Origin of the sequence: Paenibacillus shunpengii (assembly GCF_042684905.1) — a bacterium.
In the GTDB taxonomy this organism is placed as follows: domain Bacteria; phylum Bacillota; class Bacilli; order Paenibacillales; family Paenibacillaceae; genus Paenibacillus; species Paenibacillus shunpengii.
This window is the reverse complement of the sequence record NZ_JBHUMJ010000004.1, coordinates 332,094-345,629: the sequence shown is the minus strand read 5'-3', so window position 1 is coordinate 345,629 and position 13,536 is coordinate 332,094. Positions and strand designations below refer to the sequence as shown.

At 48.4% G+C, this 13,536-nt stretch carries 14 protein-coding genes; 4 read left to right on the top strand and 10 right to left on the bottom strand.

What is annotated here, in order from left to right:
• Positions 1-134: 134 nt before the first annotated feature.
• The 3 genes from ACFSVM_RS17965 (at position 135) to ACFSVM_RS17955 (ending at position 2,520) form a co-directional block, all read left to right on the top strand.
• Entirely contained in the window at positions 135-1,376 is a 1,242-nt protein-coding gene (locus ACFSVM_RS17965; RefSeq protein WP_090725456.1) for a DNA polymerase IV, read from the top strand.
• Complete coding sequence (locus tag ACFSVM_RS17960; RefSeq protein ID WP_047910971.1) at positions 1,373-1,714, top strand: YolD-like family protein; 342 nt, start codon at positions 1,373-1,375, stop codon at positions 1,712-1,714. The genes ACFSVM_RS17965 and ACFSVM_RS17960 overlap by 4 nt, the downstream gene beginning before the upstream one ends.
• A gap of 131 nt (positions 1,715-1,845) precedes the next feature.
• On the top strand, positions 1,846-2,520 hold the full coding sequence (locus ACFSVM_RS17955; protein WP_047910970.1) for an SOS response-associated peptidase: 675 nt from the start codon (positions 1,846-1,848) through the stop codon (positions 2,518-2,520).
• Between the two features lie 102 nt (positions 2,521-2,622).
• Here ACFSVM_RS17955 and ACFSVM_RS17950 read toward each other — a convergent pair whose 3' ends face one another.
• The 4 genes from ACFSVM_RS17950 to ACFSVM_RS17935 all read right to left on the bottom strand — a co-directional run bounded on the left by ACFSVM_RS17950 (position 2,623) and on the right by ACFSVM_RS17935 (position 7,720).
• Positions 2,623-2,910, bottom strand: a complete 288-nt coding sequence (locus ACFSVM_RS17950) for a stage VI sporulation protein F (protein WP_047910969.1) — start codon at positions 2,908-2,910, stop codon at positions 2,623-2,625.
• 85 nt (positions 2,911-2,995) lie between these two features.
• Complete coding sequence (recG, locus tag ACFSVM_RS17945) at positions 2,996-5,041, bottom strand: ATP-dependent DNA helicase RecG (RefSeq protein ID WP_047910968.1); 2,046 nt, start codon at positions 5,039-5,041, stop codon at positions 2,996-2,998.
• A 17-nt stretch (positions 5,042-5,058) separates the two neighbouring features.
• Positions 5,059-5,922 (bottom strand): DegV family protein, encoded by an 864-nt coding sequence (locus ACFSVM_RS17940; RefSeq protein WP_379263717.1) that lies wholly within the window; start codon positions 5,920-5,922, stop codon positions 5,059-5,061.
• Between the two features lie 25 nt (positions 5,923-5,947).
• The gene (locus tag ACFSVM_RS17935) at positions 5,948-7,720 is read right to left on the bottom strand and encodes a DAK2 domain-containing protein (protein WP_379263715.1); all 1,773 of its coding nucleotides are present in this window, start codon (positions 7,718-7,720) and stop codon (positions 5,948-5,950) included.
• Positions 7,721-8,020: 300 nt separating this feature from the next.
• Here ACFSVM_RS17935 and rpmB point away from each other — a divergent pair, with 300 nt between their 5' ends.
• On the top strand, positions 8,021-8,209 hold the full coding sequence (gene rpmB, locus ACFSVM_RS17930; RefSeq protein WP_047910965.1) for a 50S ribosomal protein L28: 189 nt from the start codon (positions 8,021-8,023) through the stop codon (positions 8,207-8,209).
• A 141-nt stretch (positions 8,210-8,350) separates the two neighbouring features.
• Here the strand turns inward: rpmB and spoVM are convergent, their stop codons facing one another.
• The 6 genes from spoVM to ACFSVM_RS17900 form a co-directional block, all read right to left on the bottom strand.
• Positions 8,351-8,431: a stage V sporulation protein SpoVM gene (gene spoVM / locus ACFSVM_RS17925; RefSeq protein WP_006675261.1), complete on the bottom strand. Its 81-nt coding sequence runs from the start codon at positions 8,429-8,431 to the stop codon at positions 8,351-8,353.
• Positions 8,432-8,601: 170 nt separating this feature from the next.
• Positions 8,602-8,865 carry a hypothetical protein gene (locus tag ACFSVM_RS17920; protein ID WP_379263712.1) on the bottom strand — a complete coding sequence of 88 codons (264 nt, stop codon included), beginning with the start codon at positions 8,863-8,865 and terminating at the stop codon, positions 8,602-8,604.
• A 7-nt stretch (positions 8,866-8,872) separates the two neighbouring features.
• A complete protein-coding gene (gene rpe / locus ACFSVM_RS17915; protein WP_047910963.1) occupies positions 8,873-9,535 on the bottom strand; it encodes a ribulose-phosphate 3-epimerase in 663 nt (220 codons plus the stop codon).
• Between the two features lie 2 nt (positions 9,536-9,537).
• The gene (gene rsgA / locus ACFSVM_RS17910) at positions 9,538-10,446 is read right to left on the bottom strand and encodes a ribosome small subunit-dependent GTPase A (RefSeq protein ID WP_379263710.1); all 909 of its coding nucleotides are present in this window, start codon (positions 10,444-10,446) and stop codon (positions 9,538-9,540) included.
• A gap of 111 nt (positions 10,447-10,557) precedes the next feature.
• The gene (pknB, locus tag ACFSVM_RS17905; RefSeq protein ID WP_379263707.1) at positions 10,558-12,753 is read right to left on the bottom strand and encodes a Stk1 family PASTA domain-containing Ser/Thr kinase; all 2,196 of its coding nucleotides are present in this window, start codon (positions 12,751-12,753) and stop codon (positions 10,558-10,560) included.
• Positions 12,750-13,526, bottom strand: a complete 777-nt coding sequence (locus tag ACFSVM_RS17900) for a Stp1/IreP family PP2C-type Ser/Thr phosphatase (protein WP_047911231.1) — start codon at positions 13,524-13,526, stop codon at positions 12,750-12,752. Before ACFSVM_RS17900 ends, pknB begins: the two co-directional genes overlap by 4 nt.
• Positions 13,527-13,536: the final 10 nt, after the last annotated feature.

The following is a 13,536-nucleotide window of genomic DNA, read 5'->3' as shown; positions in this document are numbered from 1 at the left end:
TTCCGGTTGCTGTATGTATATTTCTCCGTTATCCTAATAAAATAAGAACATGTGTTCCGTTTAATCTCAACTCTGCAATAACCGTGACGTTCCTTGATTCAATTTAATCCAAAATGGAGGGGAGGCGTGGCGTTATGGAACGAATGAAACGCGTTATTATGCTGGCAGACTGCCAATCCTTTTATGCAAGCGTGGAGAAATCGGCCCATCCTGAGTATGCAAACCGGCCGCTTGTCGTAGCAGGTGACCCTGCCCGGCGCTCCGGCATTATACTGGCTGCCTGCCCTATTGCAAAGACCTATGGAATTACAACGGCAGAACGCCTGTCCGATGCGCTTGCGAAATGTCCGGATGTTGTGGTGGTTCGGCCCCGGATGTCAGAATATATTCGTGTCTCTCTCCATATTACGGATATTCTCCAGTCCTATACCGATCTCGTTGAGCCCTATAGTATTGATGAGCAGTTCCTTGATGTTACCGGCAGCCTCGGCTTGTTCGGCAGTCCTGAGGACATTGCTCTCCGTATTCAGCAGCAGGTCATGCAGGAAACCGGCGTATATGTAAGACTAGGCATCAGCGATACTAAGGTTGTGAGCAAGATGGCCTGTGATCTTTTTGCCAAAAAAAACAAAAACGGCATCTATGTTCTTCCCAAAGAACAAATTGCAGATACGCTGTGGCCGATGCCCATTCGGGACATGTTTATGGTCGGCTCTCGGATGTCGCGCCATTTTTACAAGATGGGGATTCATACGATCGGCGATTTAGCCCGCACCCCGCTGCCGAGACTCCGTGACCGCTGGGGAGTTAACGGAGAGGTCCTGTGGCGCATTGCAAACGGCGTGGATCAATCGCCCGTCATGCCCAGCACCTTCCACCAGCAGCAAAAAGGGATCGGACATCAAATGACGCTGCCGAGAGACTATACGACCTGGTCAGAAATTCAGGTTGTGCTGCTCGAGCTATGTGAGCTTGTAGCCAGACGTTCCCGGGAGAAAAGTCTTATGGGAAGTGTTGTATCTGTAGGCTGCCGGGGCATCGATTTTGATAAACCGACCGGCTTCTCGCGCCAGATGAAGATTGAAGAGCCTACTCACATTACCGATGAGGTCTATGAAGCAGCCAAAACGCTCTTCCTGCGTCACTGGGATGGTGAGCCTGTACGGCGGATCGGCGTATCACTGACCGACCTTGTACCTGATACAGAGTATCAGCTGACATGGTTTGATGAGCGTGAACAGAAGCGGGAGCTGGAGAAGGCAACTGACGAGATTAAACGAAGATTTGGAGACACCGCTATTATGCGTGCTTCCTCTCTGCAAAAGGCCGGGCAGGCACATGATCGTTCTCGTAAAATTGGAGGTCATTACCGATGAGTAAAAAGTTAGAACGCAATGGATTGTTTGAATCCTCACGTATGATGCTTCCTGAGCACCGGGAGGCCTATGTTACGCATCAGCAAAGACTCGCACCCAAGGCTCGCCCTCAGCTGGATTCTCAAGCAGCTGAAGAAATGTCGCGTTTGCTTGCTGAATCTCTTATGCTGTATACAGAGATAACCCTTGTCCTGTTTGACGAGTGGGAAGATATACTGATGAGCGGCATCGTCGTCAAATTCGATCAGGCTTCACGCTCAATCCGCCTTCAGGATGAAGAAGGTACGCTTCATGACATTCGAATGCGGCATATTATCGAAGTTCGCTCTGGCCGTTAAATGCGTTATACTTTATTCGTAATCCCTTAGTCAGGATGCCTAGTCAGTGGATACCTAAGACCCGTTGACCAGGAGATAGGGACGATGGATAGACAGCGCTGGCTGCTTGATAATAGAGGAGGGCTTCATGAATGTGCGGACGATTTACGCTTGGAATATCACTTGAAGAATTGATGCTCCGCTATATGCTGGAGGAGATTCCGGATTATATTGATTACAGGCCTCATTATAATATTGCGCCGACACAGCAAATTATGGCTGTCATTCATGATGGATCACAGCGACGTGCCGGAACGCTGAGATGGGGACTCGTTCCTCATTGGGCGAAGGACCTCAGCATAGGGAGCCGAATGATTAATGCGCGCAGCGAAACCGTGCTGGATAAGCCTGCATTTCGGGAATCGTTTCTTCGCAAGCGATGCCTTATTCCCGCCGATGGCTTTTACGAGTGGCTGAAAGAGGAGGATGGAACCAAAACTCCTTATCGCATCATCCCCCGGACGGGCTTGTTCAGCTTTGCCGGGCTGTATGATACATGGATGGATCCTGAAGGGCAGCGTGTCAGCACCTGTACGATTCTGACCACAAGCCCAAATACGCTGATGAGCCGTATACATGATCGGATGCCGGTCATTCTCTCTCCTGGCAAGGAACAGCTGTGGCTGGATCGCACCGTGCAGCAGCCAGAAGAGCTCCTTCCGCTTCTACGTCCTTATCCGGAGGAAGAGATGGAGGCTTATCCCGTATCACGTGCCGTGAATCGGGTCGCGAATGACAGTGTTGAATTAACACATCCTTTGGCATAGGACCAGCACTATAGAACCAGGTAATCCATAATAAAACATCGTTCGTTTCGTTATATTCTCAATAAGCAAGGGACCTCGCAGACATCGCGAGGTCCCTTACTTTTAACGAAACATTCCCCACAGCTTGATGAGATGCAGGGTATTATTCGGATCAATTTTTTGATCAATTACGAATTTAACGAGCTTATCTTCATCTGCGGAAGTAAATTTTTCATTCAGAATGGCTGCAGATGATTTGACCAACCGTCTGACTTTCGCACTATTTTGCAAATCGGCCTTGGTCACGCCGTCAATCAGCACTTTAACTTTTTCCTTCATCACCGGGTTCTTCATTTTGGTCTTCACCCGTTCCACCAGCTGTGGACTAATCCCATATTTTTGATAGCTCAACAGAACATCGCACCTCCCCGCCTATATCGTAGTCCTCCACTACTATATGCCGAGGGAGCTCGTCCTCTTGACCTTATTTTTTATGCTAATCCATTACTTCTCCCTGGAAGATCTGCTCCCGCTGTAAATAATCGCGCAGCGGTGCATAGGCTGGCGAAGTCCAGAACGCCTCATTACCAACAAGCGAAGTTGCATCATCTCTGGCCATTTCAAGCACTTCAAAATCACTGACCATATCTGCCAGCTTGAAATCGGGCAGCCCGCTTTGCTTCGTACCGAAAAAGTCACCCGGACCACGAAGATCCAGGTCACGTCTGGACACTTCAAAACCGTCCTCCGTCTCGGTCATGACCTTCATTCGTTCTTGGCCTACCTCCGATTTCGGATCGGCAATCAGAATACAATAGGAGGCATGGGCGCCCCGACCGACCCGCCCACGAAGCTGGTGCAGCTGGGATAAGCCGAAGCGCTCTGCATCCATAATGATCATCAATGTGGCATTCGGAACATCGACGCCAACTTCCACAACCGTCGTGGATACCAGCAGCTGAGTTTCATTTTCATAAAACAGCTTCATCGCTTCGTCTTTCTCGGATGGAGTCATCCGGCCGTGCAGGAGACCAACCCTATATTGAGGAAGCGCCTGCTGCATAGCCACATGCAAATCTATGGCATTCTGAACATCCAGCTTGTCCGATTCCTCAATAAGCGGGCAGATCAGATATGCCTGGCGTCCCAGATCCAGCTCCCGGGTAATAAAGCCGATGACCCGATCCATCATGTCATGCTTGACCCAATACGTCGAGATCGGAATCCGGCCCTTCGGCCGCTCTGAAATGGTAGAGACATCAATATCCCCAAACGCCGTAATAGCCAGCGTTCGCGGAATCGGGGTTGCCGTCATGGTCAGCACATCGGGGTTATAGCCTTTACGTCTGAGAACACTTCGCTGATTGACACCAAACCGGTGCTGCTCATCTGTAACGACAAGTCCGATATTTCTGAAGTACACATCCTCCTGAATCAAGGCATGGGTGCCGACGACAACATCAATCATTCCCATTTGCAGTCCAGACAGAATTTCTTTTCGCTTCTTCCCTGGTGTACTACCTGTCAGCAGAGCAACCTCGATCCCAAATGGAGTGAACAGCTTCTCCAGGGAGCGCATATGCTGCTCAGCCAAAATTTCAGTCGGCACCATCAAGGCGCCCTGGAATCCGGAACGGACAGCCGCATACAGTGCAATAGCAGCAATGACAGTTTTGCCTGAACCCACATCCCCTTGAAGCAGCCGGTTCATACAGTGAGGGGAGCGCATATCCTGCAAAATTTCAAGCTCTACCCTCTTCTGGGCATCTGTCAGCTCAAAAGGCAGGCTGCGCACAAACTCGCGGATCGTTGCATTGGAAGCGGTATGTACGACTCCGTCCGTTTTCCCACGATTGATGGCCCGAAAAGCCTGCATCTTTAACTGAAACAAAAAAAGCTCCTCAAACACCATACGGCGACGAGCTTCTTGTCCCAGCTGAGGATCACCTGGCTGATGAATCAGGGCAATCGCCTTTTTCCGGGGCATCAGCTTGTACTTCCTCAGCAGTTCCTCCGGAAGCAGTTCAGGCACGATCTCTCCATACTGAAGCAGCGCCTGGTTAATCGTCTTGCGCATCCAGTTCTGCGTAATCTTTCCCCCCACAGAATAGACAGGCTGAACGGAGCCCGAGCGCACGGCCCCCTTATCAGGGAATTCTGACTCCGATACCGTCATTTGCATCCGCTTTTGATCCCATTTGCCGGTAAGCGTAATCTCCCGGTTCGGCGTCAGCTGGTCCTTCAAGAAATGCCGGTTAAACCAAGTCGCCGTAAACATAAAATCCTCTGCCATCATTCTGCAGGTCAATCTTGATTTCTTACCATATCGTTGAAGTACAGGCACACCCATAATTTTGGCCTGAACCGTCACCCGGTCCCCGTCCTTCACCTCAGTCAGTGATTTGAGACGGTAATCCTCATAACGAAAAGGAAAATATTCAAGCAAATCCTTGATCGTATAAATGCCAAAGGCGTGAAGCTCTCCTTCCTTAAGAGCACTCACGCCGCTGACCTGCTTCACCGATGTTTCTTCTAACAACATAAAGCATCCCTCATATCTTAAGCCGGCCACACAAAGATCGCGATAGTCCCGAAACCGACATGACTTCCAATGACCGCGCCGATGTTCGGATACACCACCTCGTTCAGCTCAAACCGTGTCTTCATCAGCTCCACGAAGGTTTCTGCCGATGACGGATTGGCGGTATGACCGACAGCTATATTGATTCGTTTCCCGGCAAAATCACTCTCGAACATTTGGACGATGCGTTCCATTGCCTTCTTCTGCCCTCTTACCTTCTCAACGGCATAAATCACGCCTTCTTCATCAATAGAGAGGACAGGCTTAATGTTCAGCAGTGTACCAAGAATCGCAGAGGCTTTGCCAATACGTCCGCCTTTTTGCAAATATTCCAGTGTATCGACTAGAAAATAGAGCTTGCGTTCCTTATGAAGCGTAAGGACCGCTTCCGTTATCTCCGCCGCGTTCTTCCCTTCAGAGGCAAGCCGGGCAGCATGCACCACAAGCAGTCCGTATCCATAGCTGGCCGACTTCGAGTCAATGACGGTAATATCCGCTTCACTCTCGTCTTCAAGCATGGATTTGCCAAGCACAGCGGACTGGTACGTACCGCTCATTCCTGAAGATAAATGTATAGAAACGATCTGACAGCCCGGATGGGCCTCATTCAGTTCCTTGTAAACATTCATAAATTCGATCGGAGATGGCTGAGAGGTCGTTGGCAGAGCTTTAACTTCCCCAAGCTTCTCATAGAACTTGGATGCACTCAGCTCAATTCCGTCGAGATAGGACTCCTGTTCACTAAACACGACACGCAGGGGTACGATCTTAATTCCGTACTGATCCACCACCTGATCTGGAATATCAGCAGTACTATCCGTCACAATAAATACTTTGTTCATGAAGCGCTGGCCTCCTTATCTAATTTCAGGCTTCTACAGCGAACAGATAAGAGTAGACAGGCTGTCCTCCCTGATGCACTTCCACTTCCGCATTAGGATATTCAGCAGCAAGCCATGATGCGAGGCGTTCCGTTTCCGTCTCTTTCGCTTCTTCACCTGCAAGGATTGTGATAACTTCATCACCGCTTACAATCATCTTACGAAGCAGTTGCTCGCATGTATCCAGAAGTCCTTCTTCGGTAGCCACAATCTTGGAGTCATGAATCCCGATGAAATGGCCAGCTGTAATCTCAAGATCATCAAATGTAGTATCTCTCACTGCATAAGTCACTTGTCCCGAACGGACATGTGCAATGGCTTCAAGCATATTCGCCTCGTTTACTTCTGCACTTTCATCCTCCTGGAACGCGAATGCAGCTGAAATCCCTTGCGGAATGGTCTTGCTCGGAACAACCGTTATCTCACGCTCGCCTTCCAGCAGATCTCGGGCCTGCTTGGCCGCCAGCACAATGTTCGAGTTGTTGGGAAGAATAAAGATGTGCTTCGCATCAATGGAATGAATCGCCTTGACGAAATCCTCTGTACTCGGATTCATCGTTTGTCCACCGGACAATACAATATCTATCCCGAGACTCTTGAACACTTCAGATATTCCCTCACCGGATGCAACCGAGATAAAACCAAATGGGGCAAGCTCATCCGCTGGAGGAATCGACGGCTCAGGTGCTGCCTCTTGTTCAGGCGGAATATCTGCAAACAATTCAGGAGCTGGCGCGATATCCATTCCGGCAGTCAGCAGATCACGATGCTGCTCACGCATGTTCAGAATATGGATCTGGGTAATCTCGCCATAGCGAAGTGCCAGATTCAGCACGTCTCCAGGCTGCTTCGAATGGACATGAACCTTGATGACTTCATCATCAGAAATGATAATAATCGAATCTCCATTTACTGACAGCGCTTTCCTGAAATCTTCCTCATCAAAATTTGTTCCGCCTGCATCTCCGAGCTGCCGATTGATAAAAAATTCCATATCATACAAGAATTCAATATCCTCTGTCTCAAGTCTTGCTTGTGCCGAAATCGGCATTTCAGGAGAAATCGGAGTCTTCGGTGCAGCAGGCGGCATTACAGGCGCTGGAGTCGCTTCCTTCACTGGTGTAGAAACGGTTTTCCCCTCTGTGTTCAGCAGGTACTCCATAAAGCCTTCATAAATATATACAAGACCTTTACCACCTGAATCTACAACACCAACCTGCTTAAGTACAGGCAGCATCTCAGGGGTCAAGGCAAGAGTTTCGTTTGCTTTCTTAAGCACTTCGCTCATGAGTTCCGTAATGTCATTGGTCCGTCTCGCATAATAACCGGCATGCTTCGCAGCTTCCTTTGCGACAGTAAGAATCGTGCCTTCTACGGGTTTAACTACTGCCTTGTAAGCTGTATCCACACCGCTTTGCAGAGCAGCAGCAAACTGAAGAGTATTCAGCTCCTCATATGGGGCAGCGTAACGGCTAAAGCCCCGGAACAACTGCGATAGAATAACGCCGGAGTTTCCGCGTGCGCCCATAAGCAGGCCTTTCGATAAAATACCTGCACAGCTGCCAATGGAGCTTGCGCTGTTTCTTTTTAATTCGGCCACACCGGCACTCATCGTCAAATTCATATTCGTTCCTGTATCACCGTCTGGGACAGGAAATACATTAAGGGAATTGACGTGTTCAGCATGCTTCTGCAATTGATCCGCTCCGGCCAACACCATTGCGTTAAAATCTGTTCCATTTAAAGAACGTTTACTCAAGTGAGAATTCCCCTTCCTAGCATGATGCATAAGTACACTACCAGTACTAAAGACTAAGCATGCACTTAACATCCGTTGTTCCCGTCATCAGACGGGCAGCGGCTTTCTTCCGCAGTATTATGGACTATACATCATTGTACTATAATCAAGTATAGAAATAAATAAAGTTTTTGTTTTTATTGACTAAGCTTTTTCCTATATGATATTATATTTGAGTATTGTTTTATGCAGGTATATTGGATTGATTACAACCATTGACCTTGCGGATAACGGTTACTTTCAGAATAGGAGGTGTAATCTATGTCTCGCAAATGTTATGTGACAGGTAAGAAACCTGGTAGCGGTAACCACGTGTCTCACGCTAACAACCGTAACCGCCGTTCCTGGGGCGTAAACGTTCAAAAAGTCCGCATTCTGGTGGACGGTAAACCAAAACGCGTTTATGTTAGCACTCGTGCTCTGAAAGCCGGTAAAGTTACTCGCGTATAGTTGATTTTGAATACAAAGCAAAAAGCACCTTGCCATTATATGACATAGGTGCTTTTTTCATACCCGTATGTTCGCCTGCGATCCTTCAACTGCAGCCTTTTTTACGTTACTAGACGCTATGGAAACCCCTTTTTGAACCTGTTAGCTTTTCTGGAACGTGTTAAGGATCGCTTTTACAAAACCCCCCAAAAACTTTGGAAGCTTAAATGTGTAAAATTTCATAGTTCACCCTCCCATCATCCTCATGCGCTCCACCTTTTATCGTGCCAGAAGCCTTTCCTTCTACTCCGCTTATCCCTAACTGCAACGATGCAAACGAAAAAAAGGCTACATGAGAATCGCGCTCATGTAACCATGTTTATGCAGCATGTGTTCAGCCTATACCACTGAGACTAACTTAATCCTTCTGGAGGATTGGTCATAAAAATATAAGCAGATAAAATGAAGATAAAAAGGATGAAATAAAGCACAGTGAATACGATAAATGATATTCTCACTGACTTTTTATCAAACTTTTTAAAGAACCATATAACAAGGATAATACCGAGTAAGGATACCACTGCATTAATTGGAGAGGGCAGCAGTGTGAATGAGCCCAGCAGTATTCCTGTAACCATACTGGCAAGCGAAGTCCATAGCGCTTCTTTAAGTGTCATTGGTTCGTTATCCCCCAATACTATGCCGAATTTCTCTAATGGCCTCTGCACGGTCTGTACGGCCAAATACCGCGCTGCCCGCAACGAGGACGTCAGCACCTGCATCCACGACTAAAGGTGCTGTCTCCTTCGTAATGCCTCCATCTACTTCAATATGAACGTTTGAACGGCCCAATTCGTTAAGCTCATTCCGGATTTGTCTGATCTTCTGGATTGTTCTCGGAATGAAGGCTTGTCCCCCAAAGCCGGGATTGACTGTCATCACAAGGACCATATCAACATCTCCGAGCACTTCGCTGATCGCGCTGGCAGGTGTTCCTGGATTAATAGCTACCCCAGCCAGGATGCCGTGCTCTTTGATCAAATGAATGACTCTGTGCAGATGGACACAGGCCTCGGCATGAACTGTAATCATTCCTGCGCCTGCTTTAACGAAGTCGGCTATGTAGTTCTCAGGATTCTCAATCATCAAGTGGACATCCAGCAGCAAGCTGGTATGCGGCTTGAGGGACTGTACGATGGGTGCTCCCAGCGTAATGTTCGGAACGAAATGCCCATCCATGACATCAACATGGATCCAATCTGCGCCGGAAGCCTCTGCTTCGGCTACTTCTGCGCCCAGACGGGCGAAATCTGAGGACAGGATAGATGGTGCGATTAATACTGACATGTTTAGTACCTCCGTTTCTTATCTTTCATTTCCTCCAAGAACTGTACATAGTGTGTGTATCTGCTCTCGGCAATGTCGCCTTCTTCCTTGGCTCTGATCACTTGACAGCCTGGCTCATGCGTATGGGTACAGCCGCGAAATTTGCAGCCGCCGGCATATTCACGGAATTCTCTGAAGCAATCGCTTAGCTCCTCTACGCCAATCTCCAGAAAATCCAGTTGACTGAAGCCTGGTGTATCTGAAACAAACCCGCCATTATCCAGTGGAATGAGCTCTACGTGCCGGGTTGTATGCTTACCTCTGCCCAGCTTCATGCTTATAATACCTGTTTCAAGCTCCAGCCCTGGAAGCAGTGCATTCAGAAGCGAGGACTTGCCCACACCTGATTGACCTGAGAAGACGCTGATCTCTCCAGCCAGCCGCTGCTTCAAGCGATCCATTCCTGTGCCTTGACGAGAGCTGGTAATGATGACTTCATACCCTATAGACTCGTACAGATGGACAAGCTGCGCATAACGATCATCAGACTCGTCAGCAAGGTCCATTTTTGTAAGGCAGATCACTGCTTGAAGACCCGCCTGTTCAATATGAACCAGGAACTTGTCCAGCAGCTGAACATTCATATCCGGTTCCTTGAGCGAGAATACCAATACGGCGAGATGCGCATTGGCCACAGGAGGGCGGATCAGCTCGGTATCTCTCGGCAGAATTTCTTCAACCGTTCCTTCCCCGTTTTCGGTAAGCGTATATTTTACATAGTCACCTACAAGAGGAGTAATCCCTCTTTTCTTGAAAACACCTCTAGCTCTGCATTGAACAGCAGATACATCCGTATCCGGTGTTCCGCGACCTGGAGCAGGTTTAACGTAATAATATCCGCTTAACGCTTTGATAATAACTCCCTCCAGCATAATTCACCGCCCTTTTTAGGTTTGAAAAAAATTGAATTCTGATTCTTAATGAAGAACAGGCGCCCCTAAGGCGCCTAGAATGAGGAATGCAGCTGAATTTCAGTAGCCAGATCACTCTTCACCGTCTTCATCTTCATTCTGATTGTCTCCACGGCCATTGCCGTTATTGCCGTTGTTATCGTTGTTTCCATTGCCTTCTTCATTACCATTACCATTATTGCCATTATTACCTTCATTGCTCTCGTTACCCGGATCCTCTGGGTTCGGCTCTTCATCCGGACCCGACCCTTCTTCACCATCTCCCGAATTGTTGTCAGGAGTAACAGCTGGTCCAATCTCCGGTGTGGTAACCGTTCCGTTCTTCGCATCAAAATATCTGACTTCAAATGTATCCATCAGCTGTCCATCACGATAAACGGATACGACTCCATCCTTGTTCGGAGCCAGAACGAGCGGTACGGTCAGCGTTTCTGTCTTCTTGATCGTCTTCGTACCATGCTCTTGGTTCTCTCCTCTGGCATCGGTGAAGGTGATACGGATCTTGCTGTTCTTGCCTTCTTCATGAGGAGCTACCGAAATATGATAATTGTACTCGATCGTCTCTGGTGAATACCCCGTGCTTACATAGATCGTAATTTCTTCACCCGGAACAACTGCAGCCCCAGCATCATAAGGCCATTGCTGGGTAACCCTGCCTTTCTCCACTTCAAAGCTTGGCTCTTCTTTAACCGGTGCAACAGTCAGTTTATTCTTTCGAATCAACTCTTCTGCCTCTGCACGCGTCTTATTGATCAGATCAGGCATTTCGACCATTTCCTGGCCTTTACTTACCCTCAGGGTGATGGTATCTACCTCCGGGTCAAAAGGCTGGCCTTCGGTAACCGATTGTCCAATCACTTCATTAACGGACTCTTCACTGAATTCCTCCGTTTTCTTGATTCGATCTTCACTCATGCCAAGTGCCAGCAATTCCTGAACTGCATCTTCATAATTTCGACCTGTAAGTCCAGGCATCGTTTCCTTCGGCTTCTCCACGCTTACAGTAAGGTCAATTAGCGAACCTTTCTTCACGACAGCTCCTTCAGGCCTGCTCTGCTCGTAGACAATTCCCGGATCGACACCTTCTTTATATTCCTGGAGAACCTGATTAACCTCTATCCCTTGCTCAGCAAGCAAGGCTCTGGCTTCTTCCTCGGTCTTATCAATAACGCTGGGCACGGTTACTTCAGGCACAACAAGCGCACTCTCGACATACCAGACAACACCGGCTAGTGCAATCAGGATGAACAGTGTCAACGAGACCCAAAACGCTGCCCGCTTTTTCGATTTTTTCTTCTTGGATTTGCCGTCTGTCACTGCTTCGTCTGGAGCCATTTCAGGTGCATCCGTATAGGATGCCCCGCGTGGTTCCGGTTTGATCGCAGGAATGATACGGGTCTGATCTGTATCGAACTCATCATCGAATACAAGCTTCTCCTCATTCAGGCGATCCGGCAGCAAACAGGTCTCCAGATCGGTCAACATTTCAAGCGCTGACTGATAACGCTCATTCGGATTTTTGCGCATTGATTTAAGAATAATATTCTCAACACTCTGTGGAATCAGCGGATTAACAGCACTCGGCTCCTCGAATTCCTCCTGCAGATGCTTAAGCGCTACACTGATCGGGCTCTCTCCAAGAAACGGAAGCTGTCCGGTCAGCATTTGATAGATAACTATACCAAGTGAGTACAAGTCGGATTTCTCACCTGTTACAACCCCCTTGGCGTGCTCGGGAGAAAAGTAATGCACTGAGCCGACGACTGAGCCGGTCTGCGTAATCGTCGTCGAGGTCACTGCACGAGCGATTCCGAAATCTGTAACCTTGACCCTTCCATTTTTGCCAATCAGAATATTATGCGGCTTGATATCGCGGTGAATAATTTGATTATGATGGGCATGATCCAGTGCATCCGCAATCTGTGCAGCAATTCTGACAGCTTCATCGACTTGAAGCGGTGCACGTTCTTTTATAATTTCATTCAGGTTCTGACCTTCGATATACTCCATCACTATGTAATGGATGTCTTCTTCCTGACCTACATCATAGATACTAACTACATTCGGATGAGACAAGGATGCAGCCGATTGGGCTTCTCGTCTAAACCGACGAATAAACTCGTCATCATGAACGAATTGCTGACGAAGCACCTTGATAGCAACATTACGTCCGAGCAAAATATCGTGCGCTTTGTATACCAGGGCCATTCCGCCTCCGCCGACGCGCTCAATCACTTCATAACGTCCGCTCAGCTGATGTCCGATCATGATTCAACCCCCTCTTCAACAACACTTAAAGGGCCCGCTGGCATTTCAAATAAAGCAACCGTAATATTATCGTCCCCTCCGGCCAGGAGTGCGAGCTGTAGCAGCCTGTCTGCCCGTTCAGACAAAGGCAGATCCGATTGCCCGATCACGGTTGCCATCTGCACACTGCTGACCAGGTTGCTTAAGCCATCACTGCAGAGCATAATTACATCCCCGGCTTCCAGAATGACAGGGTACAGATCCACAGACACATCCTCATCCGTTCCAAGCGCTCGGGTAACGACATTTTTGAGCGGATGTACATGCGTCTCTTCTTCACTGATCTGACCATTCTTGTACAGCTCATTAACTAATGTATGATCATCTGTCAATTGGACGACCTTATCGCCTGTTATCTTGTAAGCACGGCTGTCGCCAATATGGCCAATAATGCCGGAAGCATTACTCATAAGGAGCGCAACGACGGTTGTCCCCATGTTATGCAGCTTCTCATCCCCAGCCGCTGTACGATAGATGACTTCATTCGCGTGCAGAATGGCATCGCTCAGCGCAGCACTCAGCGATGCCTCTGACAAACCGGGCTCAAGCACCGAGAGGTCATCGGATACCGTTTCTACAGCCAGTCTGCTTGCTGTATCCCCGGCAAGATGTCCGCCCATACCGTCTGCGACAATACCTAATATATATCCCTGATCCAGATGCCTTATCCAGGCGGAATCTTCATTTACCGAACGAACTCGTCCTACGTGACTCACATGCACTGTATTCATCACAGTCATATCC